At 67.8% G+C, this 15,670-nt stretch carries 16 protein-coding genes; 11 read left to right on the top strand and 5 right to left on the bottom strand.

What is annotated here, in order from left to right:
* Positions 1–46 precede the first annotated feature (46 nt).
* The 5 genes from ACWF99_RS15880 to ACWF99_RS15900 all read left to right on the top strand — a co-directional run bounded on the left by ACWF99_RS15880 (position 47) and on the right by ACWF99_RS15900 (position 5,073).
* The gene (locus ACWF99_RS15880; RefSeq protein WP_452536437.1) at positions 47–1,054 is read left to right on the top strand and encodes an acyl-CoA dehydrogenase family protein; all 1,008 of its coding nucleotides are present in this window, start codon (positions 47–49) and stop codon (positions 1,052–1,054) included.
* Between the two features lie 132 nt (positions 1,055–1,186).
* The gene (locus ACWF99_RS15885) at positions 1,187–2,236 is read left to right on the top strand and encodes an acyl-CoA dehydrogenase family protein (RefSeq protein ID WP_378658192.1); all 1,050 of its coding nucleotides are present in this window, start codon (positions 1,187–1,189) and stop codon (positions 2,234–2,236) included.
* Between the two features lie 181 nt (positions 2,237–2,417).
* A complete protein-coding gene (locus ACWF99_RS15890; protein ID WP_378631633.1) occupies positions 2,418–2,870 on the top strand; it encodes a MarR family winged helix-turn-helix transcriptional regulator in 453 nt (150 codons plus the stop codon).
* A 17-nt stretch (positions 2,871–2,887) separates the two neighbouring features.
* Positions 2,888–4,129, top strand: coding sequence for an MFS transporter (locus ACWF99_RS15895; protein ID WP_452536440.1), 1,242 nt, complete (start codon positions 2,888–2,890; stop codon positions 4,127–4,129).
* Positions 4,130–4,323: 194 nt separating this feature from the next.
* Entirely contained in the window at positions 4,324–5,073 is a 750-nt protein-coding gene (locus tag ACWF99_RS15900; RefSeq protein ID WP_452536442.1) for a DUF427 domain-containing protein, read from the top strand.
* On the opposite strand, the gene ACWF99_RS15905 is transcribed toward ACWF99_RS15900, so the two are convergent.
* Positions 5,074–5,361 carry a hypothetical protein gene (locus tag ACWF99_RS15905; RefSeq protein ID WP_378631628.1) on the bottom strand — a complete coding sequence of 96 codons (288 nt, stop codon included), beginning with the start codon at positions 5,359–5,361 and terminating at the stop codon, positions 5,074–5,076.
* 136 nt (positions 5,362–5,497) lie between these two features.
* Positions 5,498–6,673, bottom strand: coding sequence for a Rieske 2Fe-2S domain-containing protein (locus tag ACWF99_RS15910; protein ID WP_378631627.1), 1,176 nt, complete (start codon positions 6,671–6,673; stop codon positions 5,498–5,500).
* A gap of 207 nt (positions 6,674–6,880) precedes the next feature.
* Between ACWF99_RS15910 and hsaA the strand changes: the two genes are divergently transcribed.
* The 4 genes from hsaA to hsaB are packed head-to-tail and all read left to right on the top strand — an operon-like array spanning position 6,881 to position 10,416.
* A complete protein-coding gene (gene hsaA, locus ACWF99_RS15915) occupies positions 6,881–8,044 on the top strand; it encodes a 3-hydroxy-9,10-secoandrosta-1,3,5(10)-triene-9,17-dione monooxygenase oxygenase subunit (RefSeq protein WP_378631625.1) in 1,164 nt (387 codons plus the stop codon).
* A 3-nt stretch (positions 8,045–8,047) separates the two neighbouring features.
* Complete coding sequence (gene hsaD, locus ACWF99_RS15920) at positions 8,048–8,917, top strand: 4,5:9,10-diseco-3-hydroxy-5,9,17-trioxoandrosta-1(10),2-diene-4-oate hydrolase (protein ID WP_378631623.1); 870 nt, start codon at positions 8,048–8,050, stop codon at positions 8,915–8,917.
* Positions 8,917–9,822: an iron-dependent extradiol dioxygenase HsaC gene (hsaC, locus tag ACWF99_RS15925; RefSeq protein WP_378631622.1), complete on the top strand. Its 906-nt coding sequence runs from the start codon at positions 8,917–8,919 to the stop codon at positions 9,820–9,822. The genes hsaD and hsaC overlap by 1 nt, the downstream gene beginning before the upstream one ends.
* Positions 9,823–9,840: 18 nt before the next feature.
* The gene (gene hsaB, locus ACWF99_RS15930; protein ID WP_378631620.1) at positions 9,841–10,416 is read left to right on the top strand and encodes a 3-hydroxy-9,10-secoandrosta-1,3,5(10)-triene-9,17-dione monooxygenase reductase subunit; all 576 of its coding nucleotides are present in this window, start codon (positions 9,841–9,843) and stop codon (positions 10,414–10,416) included.
* A gap of 51 nt (positions 10,417–10,467) precedes the next feature.
* On the opposite strand, the gene ACWF99_RS15935 is transcribed toward hsaB, so the two are convergent.
* Positions 10,468–11,664, bottom strand: a complete 1,197-nt coding sequence (locus tag ACWF99_RS15935; protein ID WP_452536446.1) for a saccharopine dehydrogenase family protein — start codon at positions 11,662–11,664, stop codon at positions 10,468–10,470.
* Positions 11,665–11,695: 31 nt separating this feature from the next.
* On the opposite strand from ACWF99_RS15935, the gene ACWF99_RS15940 reads away from it, so the two are divergent.
* Complete coding sequence (locus ACWF99_RS15940) at positions 11,696–12,292, top strand: TetR/AcrR family transcriptional regulator (RefSeq protein ID WP_452536448.1); 597 nt, start codon at positions 11,696–11,698, stop codon at positions 12,290–12,292.
* A 48-nt stretch (positions 12,293–12,340) separates the two neighbouring features.
* Positions 12,341–12,886, top strand: coding sequence for a YdeI/OmpD-associated family protein (locus ACWF99_RS15945; RefSeq protein ID WP_378631615.1), 546 nt, complete (start codon positions 12,341–12,343; stop codon positions 12,884–12,886).
* Between the two features lie 55 nt (positions 12,887–12,941).
* Here ACWF99_RS15945 and ACWF99_RS15950 read toward each other — a convergent pair whose 3' ends face one another.
* A complete protein-coding gene (locus ACWF99_RS15950) occupies positions 12,942–13,802 on the bottom strand; it encodes a MaoC/PaaZ C-terminal domain-containing protein (RefSeq protein WP_378664298.1) in 861 nt (286 codons plus the stop codon).
* Between the two features lie 93 nt (positions 13,803–13,895).
* The gene (gene kstD, locus ACWF99_RS15955) at positions 13,896–15,599 is read right to left on the bottom strand and encodes a 3-oxosteroid 1-dehydrogenase (protein WP_378631612.1); all 1,704 of its coding nucleotides are present in this window, start codon (positions 15,597–15,599) and stop codon (positions 13,896–13,898) included.
* Positions 15,600–15,670: the final 71 nt, after the last annotated feature.

Raw genomic sequence — 15,670 nt, forward strand, 5'->3', positions numbered from 1 at the left:
TCAATCATTCGGGCCGAATCGCCCTTCCGAACACAGGAGGTCTGCGATGAGATTCGCGCTCAGTACCGAACAGCTCGACTTCGCCGCCGAGCTGCGCAAGATTCTCGACGCGGGTCAGGTCCCCGCCGCGGTGCGCGCCTGGGCGGCCGGCGATCCCACCAAGGGGCGCGCACTGCTGCGGCAGATCGCCGACATGGGTGTCTTCGGCTTGATCGTCGACGAGAAGTACGACGGGGCGGACGCGACCACGGTCGATCTCGTCGTCGCGCTGATCGAACTGGGCCGTGGCGGCGCACCCGGCCCGGTGATCGAGTCCGCCGCCGTGATTCCGACGCTGCTGCAACGTCTTCCGGATGATGCACCGGCGCAGCGATGGTTGTCCGGGCTCGCGAGCGGCGAGGCGCTGGGCACCATCACCTTCCAGGCGCAGCGCGGCATCGCCCTCGACGCCGGTATCGCCGAGCCGGTCCTCGTCGCCGCCGAGGGCAGGCTGACACTCGGCGTCACGCCGTCGGAGTCGGTGACCTCGATCGACCCCGCCCGCAGGCTGTTCCGCGTGACGGCCGGCGAGCTGATCGCCGAAGGACCCGAGGTCGAAGCGGCCATCGATTACGCCTTCGACCTCGGCGTTCTCGCCTGTGCCGCCCAGCTCCTCGGTGCGGGCCGCTCGATTCTCGAGCAGACCACCTCGTACGCGAAGCAGCGCAAGCAGTTCGGGCGCGCGATCGGCGAATTCCAGGCGGTGAAGCAGCAACTGGCCGATGTGCTGATCGCGCTGGATCTGGCCGAACCGCTGGTGTACCGCGCGGCGCTCACGCTCGATTCGGCCGACCGCGCCCGCGATGTCTCGGCAGCCCTGGTGACCTGCGGCGACGCCGCCCACCGCGCCGCGCGCGCCGGGCTCCAAGTGCACGGGGCCATCGGGTACACCGCGGAATTCGACCTGTCGCTGTGGCTCACCAAGGTCACCGCGCTGCGGACAGCCTGGGGCACAGCTGATTTCCACCGCGGCAGGATCGCCGACGCCCTCCGCGCCGCCGAACCCGCGATCTGAGGCCCGCGATGCCACCGCCGGCACAGACCGAACGCCACGCGGGTGTGTGTCGCGGTGGCAGCCGGGTCCCACCGAACCGCGGCCGACGCGCTCCCACTGCCGACGCCATCACCGAGCCTTACGAGGAACCCCATGTCATCGAATGAACTACTCGAATTCCGGACCTCCGTGCGGGCCCTGCTCGGCAAGCACGCCACCTCCGCCGCGCTGCGTTCCGCGATGGACACCGACCTCGGGTACGACCCGAAGTTGTGGCGAATGCTGTGCGAGCAGGTCGGGGTCGCCGCGCTCGCGGTGCCGGAGGAATGGGGTGGCGCCGGGGCGGGCCTGGTCGAATCACTGATGGTCGTCGGTGAATTGGGGCGGACGCTGAGTGGGGTGCCGATGCTCGGGTCGGCGGTGCTCGGGGTGCAGGCGATTCTGCTGGCCGGTGACGAGCAGGCCGATGCCCGGCTGCTGCCCGATCTGGCCGATGGGTCCCGCACGGCGGCCCTGTGCTGGGCCGACGCCACGGGCTGGGATTCGGCCGGGGTCGGTGTGAGCGACGGGAAGCTCAGCGGCGCAGCTCATTATGTGCTGCACGGAGCGCAGGCCGACCTGCTGCTGGTCCTGACCGAGGACGGACTGTTCGAGACGACAGCGGACGCCCCCGGTGTGGCCATTGCCGCGACCCCCGCGCTCGATCCCACGCGCAAGCTCGCCACCATCACCTTCACCGACGCCCCCGCCACCAGGATCGGCACCGGCGACCCCGCCGTGCTGCGCCGCCGGCTGCGCGAGATCGCCTGGGCGGCACTGGCCGCCGAGCAGGTCGGCGCGGCCAGGCACTGCCTCGAGATGACGGTCGAGTACACGGCCTCGCGCGTGCAGTTCGGTCGTCCGATCGGCAGCTTCCAGGCGCTCAAGCACCGGATGGCCGACATGTACGTGCTGGTCGAGTCGGCCGAATCGGCGGCGCTGGCGGCCGCACTCGCGGTGGCCGAGGACAGCCCGTCGGCCGCGGAGGACGTCTGGGTCGCGCGCAGGCACTGCACCGAGACCTTCTCCACCGTGGCGGCGGAGACGATCCAGTTGCACGGCGGCATCGCCATCACCTGGGAGCACGACGCCCACCTCTACTTCAAGCGGGCGCACGCCACCGCCGAGCTGTTCGGCACCGGCAAACGTCCGGTCGCTGCCTGAGGCCCGAGCCCCACCGCCGCTCTTTGCCGCACCAGCCGACTGCAGTCTCCGAGGATTTCATCGAAAGCCCTGGTCGCGATCGCGCCGACCAGGGCTTTCGGCACGTTGTGCGCCATTTCACCGTGGTAGCGGAACCAGGCTGTCTAGATTTAGATAGTTAGCTTATGTAATATTAACTCCTGTGAAGCAGACAGCGCAGCCATCGGCAGACGACATCGTGGTCGACCTGTTGGTCACCGCTGGTCGGCTCACCCGACTGGCCGGGGCGATCAGCAACGACGACCTGCCCCGCGCGGTCCTGCGGGCCCTTGCCGTGCTCGACGAGCACGGCGGGCTGCGGGTCAGCGATTTCGCCCGGATCGACAGATGTTCCCAACCGGCGGCAACGGCGCTGATCGGTCGACTCGTCACCGACGGCTTCGCGTCCCGCACCAAAGACCCGCACGACTCCCGGGCGGTGCTCATCGAGCTCACCCCGGCCGGCCGGTCCCGCCTCACCGAGGCCAGACGCGCGTTCGCCGCCGCCATGGCACCCGGACTGGCCGATTTCGATCTCGATCGGCTGATCCGCCTCGATACCGACATGAACGACCTGCTGACAGCCCTTCGCTCGGTTGCCCGCGGTCATCAGTGATGCAACCAGGAGCGCCAGTGAGCACCCCCCAGCTGACTCGCGACGACAACGCCGCAACCACCAACTCCCAGCCCAAGGCCGTGTGGGCCGTCGCCTTCGCGAGCGTCATCGCGTTCATGGGCATCGGCCTGGTCGATCCCATTCTCAAGCCGATCGGCGAACAGCTGAACGCGACACCGTCCCAGGTGTCGTTGCTGTTCACCAGCTACATGGCCGTCACCGGCGTCGCCATGCTGGTCACCGGCGTGATCTCGAGCCGCTTCGGCGCGAAGAAGACGCTGCTGTCCGGGCTGGCGATCATCATCGTGTTCGCCGCGCTGGCGGGCATGTCCGGCAGCATCGGCGAGATCATCGGGTTCCGCGCGGGCTGGGGTCTGGGCAACGCCCTGTTCATCGCGACGGCACTGGCCACCATCGTCGGCGCGGCCACCGGCGGCGTCGCCAAGGCGATCATTCTCTACGAGGCCGCGCTCGGCATCGGCATCGCGACCGGCCCGCTGCTGGGTGGCGTGCTCGGTGGAATCAGCTGGCGCGGACCGTTCTTCGGAGTCTCGGTGCTGATGGCCGTCGCCTTCATCGCGATCGTCGTGCTGCTGCCCGAAACGCCGAAGGCCGCGCATCCGACCTCGATCACCGCGCCGTTCAAAGCCCTGCGGCACCGGGGATTGCTCACCGTGAGCATCACCGCGCTGCTCTACAACTTCGGTTTCTTCACCCTGCTCGCGTTCACCCCGTTCCCGCTGGACATGGGCACCTACGCGATCGGCTTCATCTTCTGCGGCTGGGGCATCCTGCTCGCCCTGTCGTCGGTGTTCCTCGCCCCGAAACTGCAGGCGCGCTTCGGTTCGCTGCCGATGATGGCCCTGTCGCTGGCCCTGTTCGCGATCGACCTGGCGGTGATGGGGATGTTCACCGAACACAAGATCGTGCTGATCGTCGGTGTCGTGATCGCCGGTGCGTTCCTCGGCGTGAACAACACGCTGATCACCGAGGCCGTGATGATCTCGGCGCCGGTCGAGCGGTCGACCGCGTCGGCGGCGTACAGCTTCGTCCGATTCGGTGGCGGTGCGGCCGCGCCGTGGGTGGCGGGCAAGCTCGGCGAGCACAACATGTCGCTGCCGTTCTGGCTCGGCGCGGTCTGCACGGCCGCCGCGGTCGCGGTCCTCTACATCGGCCGAAACGCGCTCGCCCACATCGACGACCACGACCCGGCCCCGCACTCGATCGAGGAGGCGCAGGCCATCACCGTCGGCGATTGAGCTCTATTTTTGGAGCGCTGGCGCGCTCGAGTTCGCGGCCCCTCCGGTCCCGTCGATCAGGCACCGTTGCTTGCTCCTTCGTCGCCTACGCAACGGCACCTGATCGACGGGACGGCCGCGAACCCGGCCGCTGCGCGTCCGGCCCCTCCCTAAGGGTCGGGGTTCGGGGTTGGGAATTCGGGTAGCGTTGGTGCATGGCCGAGGACCAACGTGGACGTGTCAAGGTTGAGACCGGACAGAAGCGAGTACGGGTCTACTTGCGCGGGAAGCTGGTGGCCGACACGCTCCGGCCGCTGCTGGTCTGGGAGATCCCCTATTACCCGACCTACTACGTGCCGCTCACCGACGTGCGCGCAGACCTCGATCCGAACGGGATCACCGAGCACTCCCCCAGCCGCGGCGACGCGACGGGTTACGACGTGGCGGTCGAGGGTCTGCGCGCCGACGGTGCGGCGCTGCGCTATCTCGACTCACCGCTACCGGAGCTGAATGACGCTGTGCGGCTCGACATCGCCGCGTTCGACTGGTTCGAGGAAGACGAGCAGGTCTTCGTCCATCCGCGCGACCCGTATTCGCGCGTGGACATTCTCGGCAGTTCCCGGCACGTGCGGGTGGAGATCGACGGGGTCACCGTCGCGGACTCGCATTCGCCCCGGATCCTGTTCGAAACCGGCTTGCCCGCACGGTACTACCTGCCGCTGACCGATGTCCGGATGGATCTGCTGACCGCGTCGGACACCCACACCAGCTGCCCGTACAAGGGCACCGCCGACTACTGGAATGTGCGCGTCGGCGACACCGAGCACGCCGACATCGTCTGGATCTATCGCACGCCGCTGCCCGAGAGCCAGAAGGTCGCCGGCCTGGCGTGCTTCTACAACGAGAAGGTCGACATCTACCTCGACGGTGTGCGCCAGGATCGCCCGCACACACCGTTCGGCTGACTACTCGGGGATTTCGAGCACGCCCTCGTCGACGGCCCATTTGATCGACTTCTCCAGTGACGGACAGGATTCCGGCCTGCCCGGCCGGGCACCGTGTGCGGCCAACTGCGCGAAAACCGGGCAGTGCGCGTCGGGACGTTCGGTCCACTGCACCGAAGTCTGGTGTGCGCTCGACTTGCGCACCATGACCTGCGCCGAGCAGGTCTGACACCGCAGTGGCGTCAGACCGGTATCGAGATAGTGCTGTTTGTCGACCACGGTTTGCGCCCGCACCGCCGCTTGCCGCACGGGCTGATCAGCGAAATCAGGTGCCTTGGCCCAAGTCGGGCGAGGCCCCGCACGCTGCGGGGAATCGCCCGACCCGGGCTCCGCCGAAGCGAGCTGCGACGGATCGCCGGACCTTTGCGGCTCGCTCGGACTCACCTCAGACGCCTGCTTCCTCGGATTCGGCCTTGCGGCGCAGGTTCTCCGCCACCTCGGCCTCCCACGCCTGATTCGCCTTGGTCGTATCGACCTCGAACTCGAAGCGCTGGGTCATCTTCTCGGTCACCTCGGCGACGTCGACGTAGAACTGCTCGTACCAGCGACGCAGCTGGTAGACCGGCCCGTCTTCCTCGCAGAGCAGCGGGTTCTCGACCTTGGACTTGTGCTTCCAGATCTCCACGTCCTGCAGGAAACCGTCGCCGAAGAACTTGGCCATGGTGTCGGCCAGTTTCTTCGCGGCCTCGTCGGGGATGCCCTTGGGCTTCTCGACGCTCAGGCCCCACTGCAGCACGAACGAATCCTGGCTCACCGGGTAGTGGCAGTTGATCAGCTGAACCTTGATCTCGTACCCGCTGTAGATGTTCACCAGCGGATTGATCATGTAGGACGGCCCGAAGTAGGACGCCTCCGACTTCAGCAGCGTGTCACCGCCGTGCTTGGCGGCCATGCCGACGTCGGGGCGGCCCTTGGTCTCCAGGAACTGCGTCGCCACATGCCCTTCGAAGACGTTCTTGAAGAACGTCGGGAAGGCGTAGTGGATGTAGAAGAAGTGCGCCATGTCCACGACGTTGTCGATGATCTCGCGGCAGTTGGCGCCCTCGATCAGCAACGAGTCCCAGGTCCAGTCGGTCCAGCCGCTGTTGTGGGTCTCGGTCGGATTGCCCTGTTCGTCGGTGTACGGGCCCTCGATATGCGGGATCGTGACCTCCGGGGGCGGTTCGTTGCCCTCGTGGTCGTGCCAGACGAACAGCTGACCGTTGCGCTCGAGCGTGGTCCACCTGCGGGTACGGGCCAGCGGCGGAACACGGCGCGCGTACGGAATCGCGGTGCACTTTCCGCTGGCGCCCCAGCGCCAGTCGTGGAACGGGCAGGCGATGTCGTCGCCCTTCACCGTTCCCATGCTCAGGTCGCCGCCCATATGCCTGCAATAGGCGTCGAGCACGCGGATCTGGTCGTCGGTATCGGTCCACACGACGAGCTTGGTACCGAAGATCTCGACCGCGTGCGGTTTACCGTCGCGGAACGTCGACGCCAGGCCGACACAGTGCCAGCCGCGCGCGAACCTCGTCGGCGGTGCACCGACATCGAGTTCCCTCACCTTGGGGTTGATCGCCATCCCGAACCCTCCTCGTTCACTAGAACACGTTACAAAACTGAGCCACTTCACGCCAGTTGTCCAGCGAACTTCCTTGTTGACTCCTGTTATATCCGAGGTAGGGCGATCTTCTCGACAGAAACGAGAACCTGTTCTAATCTCAGAGTCGAACCAAGCAGACGAAAAGAACCGGTTGTCGATCCGACAAGGGCAGGAGCGGGCTCCGAAATGACGCAAGAAGTGACCGAACGGGTCGAGGCACTGCTGCCGACGCTGCGTGAGCGTGCGCAGGAGGCCGAGGACCTGCGCCGCATCCCCGAAGAATCCATGAAGGCGCTGCAGGAGACCGGTTTCTTCCGGCTGCTCCAGCCCAAGCAGTGGGGCGGCCACGCGGCCGACCCGGTGGTCTTCTACGACACCGTGCGCAAGATCGCCAGCGCGTGTGGTTCCACCGGCTGGGTGTCGGGCATCATCGGGGTGCACAACTGGCACCTCGCGCTGTTCGATCAGCAGGCCCAGCAGGACGTGTGGGGCGAGGACACCGATGTGCGCATCTCGTCCTCGTACGCGCCGATGGGAGCGGGACAGGCCGTCGACGGTGGTTACATCGTGCGCGGCTCGTGGGCTTGGTCCTCGGGTTCCGATCACGCCACCTGGGCGGTGCTGGGCGGTCCGGTGATCAAGAACGGCAAGCCGGTCGACTTCGGCAGCTTCCTGATCCCGCGCTCGGACTACCGCATCGATGACGTCTGGAACGTCGTCGGCCTGCGCGGCACCGGCTCCAACACCGTCGTCGTCGAGGACGTCTTCGTCCCGTCGCACCGGTTCCTGAGCTTCCGCGCGATGAGCGAGGGCCGCGCGCCGGGCCTCGAGCAGAACACCGACGCGGTCTTCAAGATGCCGTGGGGCACCATCCACCCCACCACCATCTCCACGCCGATCGTCGGCATGGGCTACGGCGCCTACGAGGCGCACGTCGAGCACCAGGGCAAGCGCGTGCGCGCGGCCTTCGCCGGCGAGAACGCCAAGGACGATCCGTTCGCCAAGGTGCGCGTCGCCGAGGCGGCCAGCGATATCGACGCCGCGTGGCGTCAGCTCTCGGGCAATGTCGCCGAGGAGTACGCGCTGCTGCAGGCGGGCCAGGAAGTGCCGTTCGATCTGCGCGTACGCGCCCGCCGCGACCAGGTCCGCGCGACCGGCCGGGTGATCGCCTCGATCGACAAGCTCTTCGAGTCCTCCGGCGCCACCGCGCTGGCCAACGGCACACCGCTGCAACGCTTCTGGCGTGACGCGCATGCCGGGCGAGTGCACGCGGCCAACGATCCCGAGCGCGCCTACGTCATGTACGGCACGCACGAGTTCGGGCTGCCCGTCACCGACGCCATGGTGTAGCCGATGACCCGGACCGCTGAACTGACCTACGAATCGACCTCACGCTTCGCGCAGGTCACCCCCGATCTGAAGCTGCACTACCACGAAGCCGGAGTGGGCAACGGGCCGACGATCGTGCTGCTGCACGGTGGTGGACCCGGCGCCTCGGCATGGTCGAACTTCGCCCGCAACATCCCGGTACTGGCCGAGCACTATCACGTGATCGCGCCCGATCAGCCGGGCTACGGCAAGTCGGACAAGCCGATCGACCACCCCCAGTACTTCGTGCACAGCTCGAACGCACTGCTCGCACTGCTCGATCACCTGGAGATCACCGACCGGGTGCACCTGCTCGGCAACTCCCTCGGCGGCGGCGCCTCGGTGCGGTTCGCGCTCGACCACCCCACGCGCGCGGGCAAACTCGTGCTGATGGGTCCGGGCGGGCTGAGCACCAACCTGTTCGCGCCCGACCCCACCGAGGGCGTGAAGCTGCTCTCGCGGTTCACCTACGAGCCGACCAGGGACAACCTGGAGAAGTTCCTGCGGATCATGGTCTTCGACCAGTCCCTGGTGACCGACGAGCTCATCGACGAGCGGTTCGCCCTCGCCAACACCCCCGAATCGCTGGCCGCGATGAAGGCGATGGGCAAGTCCTTCGCCGGCGCCGACTTCGAGAAGGGCATGCTGTGGCGTGACGCGTACAAGCTGCGTCAGCCGGTGCTGTTGATCTGGGGTCGCGAAGATCGGGTGAACCCCCTCGACGGCGCGCTCGTGGCCACCAAGGTGATCCCGCGCGTCCAGCTGCACGTGTTCGGTGGCTGCGGGCACTGGGCACAGCTGGAGAAGTTCGACGAGTTCAACCGGCTCACCGTCGATTTCCTCGGGGAGAAGTAATGAGCATCCGCGCCCTGGGCTACATGCGCATCGAGGCCACCGACATGGCGGCCTGGCGCGAGTACGGCCTCAAGGTTCTCGGCATGATGGAGGGCACCGGGCTCGACCCCGACGCGCTCTACCTGCGCATGGACGATTTCGCCGCGCGACTGGTGATCGTTCCCGGCGAGCAGGACCGGCTGCTGGTCTCGGGCTGGGAGGTCACCGACGGCCCCGGCCTGCAACAGCTGCGGGAGACCCTGAGCAAGGCCGGAGTCGCCTTCACCGAGGGCACCAAGGAAGAGCTCGGTGAGCGTCGCGTCGAGGGCATGATCCGGTTCCAGGATCCGTCCGGAAACACCCTCGAGGCGTTCTACGGCGCGCAGTACCTGGGCCGCCGCTTCGTGAGCCCCTACGGCCACAAGTTCGTCACCGCCGAGCAGGGGCTGGGCCACGTGGTTCTCACCTGCACCGACGATGCCGCGGCACAGGCGTTCTACCAGGACATCCTGGGCTTCCGGCTGCGGGACTCCATGCGGCTGCCGCCGCAGATGGTCGGCCGTCCCGCCGACGGCGACCCGGCCTGGCTGCGTTTCTACGGCTGCAACCCGCGCCACCACGCGCTGGCGTTCCTGCCGCTGCCGAACCCCACCGGCATCGTGCACCTGATGGTCGAGGTGGAGAACTCCGACGACGTCGGCCTCTGCCTGGACCGCGCCTATCGCAAGAAGGTGAAGATGTCGGCCACCCTCGGCAGGCACATCAACGACAAGATGCTGTCCTTCTACATGAAGACCCCCGGCGGATTCGACATCGAATTCGGCTGTGAAGGACTGGAAGTCGACGACCACGACTGGATCGCCCGCGAATCGACCGCGGTGAGCCTGTGGGGTCACGACTTCACTGTCGGATTCAAGCAGCAATAGGAACGGGCGGCGAAGGACATGACTGAACAGATACCGGCGATCGACGGCCGGCAGTTCCGCACCGTGCTGGGACAGTTCTGCACCGGCATCACCGTGATCACCGCGCTCGATCCGGACGGTGAGCCCATCGGGTTCGCCTGCCAGTCCTTCGCCGCGCTCTCCCTCGACCCGCCCCTTGTGCTGTTCTGCCCCACCAAGGGGTCGCGGTCGTGGGCGGCGATCGAGGCGGCGGGCAAGTTCTGCGTGAACGTGCTCTCCGAGGAACAGCAGCCCACGTGCGCGCGCTTCGGCTCACGCGAGACCGACAAGTTCGCCGGCGTCGGCTGGCACACCTCCGAACTCGGCGTTCCGGTGATCGATGATTCGCTGGCCACCATCGAATGCACGGTCGACTCCGTCGTCGACGGCGGCGACCACTACATCGTGATCGGCCGGGTCCACGCGCTCTCGGAATCGGCCACCACCGGCGGCCGTCCGCTGCTGTTCTACCGCGGCCAGTACACCGGCATCGAGCCGGACAAGACCACTCCCGCCCCCTGGCGCGCCGACCTCGACCACTTCCTCACCACCACCAGCCTCGACACCTGGCTGTGAATCGACCGGCCTGAGCAGGCGGTCGGCGCCGTGCCGTGAACTGTTGTCAGCTCATCTCGCGGTGATCAGTGCGGTCAGCAGAGCGGACGACAGTGCCGCGGCGTTGTCCTCCTCGGTGTCCCAGCTGCGCGTGGTGACGGTCATCGCGGCCGAAGGCGGTGCACCGAGACAGTGCGGGGCGAACGCGGTGAAGAATTCGTGCGGATCGAGCAGGGTCTCCGGCGTGTGGACGCCGGGGCTCTTCGCCCGCAGCAGTGCCGCGACCGCCAACGGCACGCCGGTGTTGTCGGCCATCGTCAGACCGGGGACCTGACACAGCGCCGTGGCGGCGGTCGCGGCCACTCCAGCCCGCAGGCCCGTCGCGACGGCGAACAGCGGTGGCAGGCCACCGGCGGTGATCAGTTTCGCCGGATCGGCGGGGAGGAGTCGTTCGACGCGGGCTGCCACCGCCGCCGCCTGATCGAGCGTCAACAGGCGAGCGCCCATCACCCAGCGCAGTGCCAGCAGCGCTGCCGAGGTCGAGCGGTCGCCGACGACCACGGTGGTCGCGTCGCGGAGTTCGGGGAAGGCTCGCGCCACGGTGATCGCCTCCGGGTGACCGAAGCTGCGGCCTTCGCCGGTGCCGAGGCCCGGGTAGTCGATGCGCACCCGTTCCAGCGCCGGGCGCTGGGCGCGCACGCCGTCGCGGATGACCGGAATGTCACCGGCGATCTGCCGCATGCCGTGCACCACGGCCGCGGTCGCCCCCGGACCGGCCGGTTCGGTGTGCGCGGAGTGAATGTTCCAGCCGGTGACCACGGAGTCGACCCGGTCGAGTTCCCGGCCCGCCAGCCCGGCGAGCAGATTGGCGATTCCGGGGCTGGCGCCCATGCCGACCAGCGCTGTCACCCCCGCCCCGCGCGCCGCCGCGTCCAGTTCCAGCATGTCCATCGTCGGCTGGGGATCGTCGCAGATGTCGATGTAGTCGCAGCGCGCGGCGATCGCCGCCGCCAGGATCGGTGGGCCGAAGCGGAAATACGGGCCGACGGTATTCACCACCAGGTCGAAATCCCGCATCGCCGCGGTCAGCCCCGGGCCGTCGGTGGCGTCCAGGCGACACGCGGTGACGCCCAGTTCGGCGGCGAGCGCGCGCGCCGCGGCCTCGTCCCGGTCGGCGATCGTCAGTGCCGTCACGCTGTCGTCGCCGTGCATGATGCGGGCGGCGACCCTGCCCATCTCCCCTGCCCCACCCAGTGCCAGAACTCGCATGACTGCCTCCCCGTCGAATATATTGACTAACATGACAGTAAATAAAGTCGGGCGGCCGAGCAAGGCCAAGGAGCGAATCGGTCAGATCCTGCGGGCCGCTCATTCCGTCGTGGCGACCGACGGTTTCGCCGACACGACACTGTCGCGAGTGGCCGCGGCGGCCGGGGTCCAGCGCACGCTGGTGCTGCACTATTTCGGCAGCAGAGACGGGCTGATGCGGGCTTTCGTCACCGAGGCCGTCGCCGCGTACGGTGACGCGCAACTGCGGCTGGGCGCCGAGGGGCCGATCGAGGATCGAGTGGCACGGATGTTCGCACCGGGCGCTTACGGAAACCGCGACGACCTGGTGGTGTGGAGCGAACTGGTGAATCTCGCAGCACGCGACGAGGTGGTCCGCAACAGCCTCCGGGAGCTGTGGACCGAGCGGTGGCTACCCGAACTGGAGCGACAGCTCGCCGCCGCGTACCCGGCCGCCCCGGCGGATCGCGTCGCGACCAGCGCCTACGGGCTCGCGTGCCTGTTCGAGGCGCACTGGGCATTTCACCTGCAAGGAGTCGTCGATTCCCTCCGGACCGAGCAGGCCACCCGAGCCGCCGACGCCCTACTGGCGACACTCGAACCGGAGTGAATTCAAAGTGCTCATTCGGTGAGCGCTTTGAGTCGGAGGATAGATGGCATGGACATCGAATTCATCACCTGCCCCGACGCCGAAGCCTGGGACACCTGGCTGGCGGCGAACCACGCCGACGCCCGCGACGTGTGGGTGCTGATCTCGAAGAAGAACGCCCCCGAGAAATCGGTGACGATCAGCGAAACCCTGGACGGCGCGCTCTGCTACGGCTGGATCGACAGCCATCGCCGCAGCCACGACGCCCACCACTACCTGCAGAGATACTCGCCGCGTCGAGCACGGAGCCCCTGGTCGCAGGTCAACGTCGCCAAGGCCGAAGCTCTCATCGCCGCGGGGCGGATGCGCCCGGCCGGGTTCGCGGCCATCGAAGCGGCGTGCGCCGACGGCCGCTGGGCGGGCGCATACGAACCGCAGCGCACCGCCGAACCGCCCACCGACTTCCTCGCCGCGCTCACCCCTGAGGCCGACGCCGCCTACCGGGCCCTCACCCGCACCGAGCGGTACCTGCTGTTTCTCCCCGTCCTCAAAGCGAGCACCCCCGCCGATCGCGCCGGCCGCATCGTCCAAGCGATCGCCGCACTCGAAAAATGATCACCAGACCACCGGAGTTCTCACGCTCCGGCGACCTGGTGATCAGTGGTCCAGATCAAGCGATGCGCAGGGCGACGTCGCTGAGGACAGGGGCATCGTCTCGTTCGACCACGGTGACGACCGCGATCAACTGGTCGCCCTCGCGCCACACCTTGGTGCGCAGGGTCTCACCCGGGTAGAGCACGCCGGCGAACTTGGCCCGGAAACCGCCGACCCGGCCCGCGTCGCTGTCGAGCAGAGCGTCGGTGATGGCCTTGCATACCGTGCCGTAGGTGCACAGCCCGTGCAGGATCGGGGCGGGAAAACCTGCGCCACGGGCGAATTCGGGGTCCGAATGCAGCGGGTTGCGATCGCCGGAGAGGCGGTACAGCAGGGCCTGCTGCGGCAACGTGGGGGTGAGCAACTCCGCGTCGGGGGCCCGATCCGGCAGTTCGGTGCGGGCGCTCGGGCCGCGCTCGCCGCCGAAGCCGCCCTCGCCCTTGGCGAAGATGGAGGACCGCACAGTCCACAGCGGTTCACCGTCGGACCCGGTGACGGTGTGCTCCTGCACGATCACCGCGTTGGCGCCCTTGTCCCAGATCTCGGCGATCCGGCCGACCGAGACCGCCTTGCCGGTGGCGGGAATCGGCTTGTGCACCTCCACTTCCTGGTGACCGTGCACGACCTTGGCCAGGTCGATCTCGATACCGGGGAAGCTCACTCGCGGCGGCTCGGTTTCGCCGAGGGTCGGCGCCACCGTCGCGAACGTCGGCAGCACCTGGGGTGCGCGATCGTCGAGGTAGGCCAGCTCGGCCGGGTCGGTCGGGCGGGCGCCCGCGCCGAGGCCCAGGTGGTAGAGCTGTACGTCGGTGGGTGTCCAACTGAACTCGCGCGCGGGCAGAGTCGCGCCGAGCGCGGTCGCTAGATCAATGGGCACGGTCTTCTCCTGTGGGTGTTGGCTCGTCCGCCGAGCCCGTCGTGGCAACGTCGAGCACGGCGAGATAGCCGATCGTGATCGTCGGGCTGACGCTCATGCGCTCGCCTTCGCCGAGTCGGCCGTCTTCCTGGCGACGATGTCGAGCACAGCCAGGTAGGCGAAGGTGATCGCGGGGCCGATGGTGGCGCCGGGGCCCGCGTAGGTGTGGCCCATCACCGGCGAGCTGGTGTTGCCCGCGGCGTAGAGGCCGTCGATGACGGAATCGTCCTCGCGCAGCACACGTGCGGCGGTATCGGTGACGAGGCCGCCCTTGGTGCCGAGGTCGCCGGGCACCATCTTCGCCGCGTAGAACGGGCCCTGCGACAGTTCGGCCAGGCACGGATTCGGCTTCACGGTCGGGTCGCCGTAGTAGCGGTCGTAGTGGCTGTTGCCGCGGCCGAAGTCCTCGTCCTTGCCCGCGGCGGCGAAGCCGTTGAAACGCTCGATCGTCGAGGTCAGGTTGTCCACGGGCACGCCGATGCGCTCGGCCAGCTCCTGGATCGTGTCGGCCTTGACGATGTAGTCGTTCTCCATCCAGCGCGACGGAAAGCGCTGTCCCGGTTGCAGGCCCGCGAAGATGTAGCGGTTGCGGTAGCGCTGGTCGAACACCAGCCAGGACGGCACGTTCTCGCCGGGGCCCGCGCCCTGCCCGTACTCACCGCCGTACATGGTGTGCACCGCCTCGACGTAGGGGGCGGACTCGTTGCCGAACCGTTCGCCCCGGTCGTTGACCATGATGGTGCCGGGCAGATTGCGCTCGGCCAGCGCGAACCAGGGCTTGCCGCCCTTGAAGATCGTCGGACCCCACCAGGCGTCCTCCATGAATCCGACCGTCGCACCCGCTGCCATACCCGCGACGATGCCATCGCCGGTGTTGGCCGCGGCACCGGTTGTCCACTCAGTGGTTATCGGCTGACGCTGGTACTTGGCCCGCATGTCGGCATTGTGCTCGAACCCGCCCGCGCCGAGGATCACGCCGTAGCGCGCGGTGAAGGTGACCGGTTCGCCGTCGACGGTGGCCTTGACCCCGGTGACCTTGCCGTCGGTGACCACCAGGTCGGTGAGTGGGGTGTTGAGCAGCACCGGCACGCCCGCGTCGAGCAGGCCCTTGCGCATGGCGGCGATGATGGCCTGCCCCATGCCGAGCAGATGCTTGCCGGTCCACTTGGCCAGGTAGGTGCGCGCGCCTACGCGCAGCGCCCGCATCGCGCCCTTGGGGTGACGGCGGATCAGGTTGAGCCGCACGAAGTCGGCCTGCATGACGACCACGTTCAGCGGCGCCTTGGCGTAGGGCGGTTCCAGATTGGCCAGTTCCGCGCCGAGCACCTTGCCGTTGAACGGCGTCGGCTCGCACGAGCGTCCCTGGCCGAGCCCGCCCGGGGCCTCAGGGTAGTAGTCGGAGTAGCCGGGAACCCACTTCATCTTCAGCGGGGTGTGGTCGAGGACGAAGTCGAACGCCTCGGCGCCACGATCGAGGTAGGTGTCGATCTTCTCGGCGGGCACCACGTCGCCGATGATGCTGTGCAGGTAGGTGCGCGCGTCCTCGCGGTCGTCGGGGCGGCCCGCGGCGAGCAACGCCTTGTTGCCCGGAATCCAGACGCCACCGCCGGATCGGGCCGTCGACCCGCCGTAGTGCGCGGCCTTCTCCAGCAGCACAACGCTCAGTCCCTTGTGCGCCGCCGCGAGGGCGGCGGTCATCCCGGCGGCGCCGCTACCGACGACCACGACATCGTATTCCCGATCACTCATGTAGAACACGTTATAGAAGGGTCCGGGCGTTTGGACAGATAAAAATAGAACTCAGTAGAACATGTTGCAGAAATCACCAG

This window comes from Nocardia sp. NPDC055002 (assembly GCF_053608825.1).

Excerpts from the sequence above, each read along its gene's own strand:
- ACWF99_RS15935 (WP_452536446.1), bottom strand. The coding sequence starts at position 11,664 with ATGCGAGTTCTGGCACTGGGTGGGGCAGGGGAGATGGGCAGGGTCGCC.
- ACWF99_RS15940 (WP_452536448.1), top strand. The coding sequence starts at position 11,696 with ATGACAGTAAATAAAGTCGGGCGGCCGAGCAAGGCCAAGGAGCGAATC.
- hsaC (WP_378631622.1), top strand. The coding sequence starts at position 8,917 with ATGAGCATCCGCGCCCTGGGCTACATGCGCATCGAGGCCACCGACATG.
- hsaD (WP_378631623.1), top strand. The coding sequence starts at position 8,048 with ATGACCCGGACCGCTGAACTGACCTACGAATCGACCTCACGCTTCGCG.
- hsaA (WP_378631625.1), top strand. The coding sequence starts at position 6,881 with ATGACGCAAGAAGTGACCGAACGGGTCGAGGCACTGCTGCCGACGCTG.
- ACWF99_RS15900 (WP_452536442.1), top strand. The coding sequence starts at position 4,324 with ATGGCCGAGGACCAACGTGGACGTGTCAAGGTTGAGACCGGACAGAAG.
- ACWF99_RS15880 (WP_452536437.1), top strand. The coding sequence starts at position 47 with ATGAGATTCGCGCTCAGTACCGAACAGCTCGACTTCGCCGCCGAGCTG.
- ACWF99_RS15945 (WP_378631615.1), top strand. The coding sequence starts at position 12,341 with ATGGACATCGAATTCATCACCTGCCCCGACGCCGAAGCCTGGGACACC.
- ACWF99_RS15885 (WP_378658192.1), top strand. The coding sequence starts at position 1,187 with ATGTCATCGAATGAACTACTCGAATTCCGGACCTCCGTGCGGGCCCTG.
- hsaB (WP_378631620.1), top strand. The coding sequence starts at position 9,841 with ATGACTGAACAGATACCGGCGATCGACGGCCGGCAGTTCCGCACCGTG.
- ACWF99_RS15910 (WP_378631627.1), bottom strand. The coding sequence starts at position 6,673 with ATGGCGATCAACCCCAAGGTGAGGGAACTCGATGTCGGTGCACCGCCG.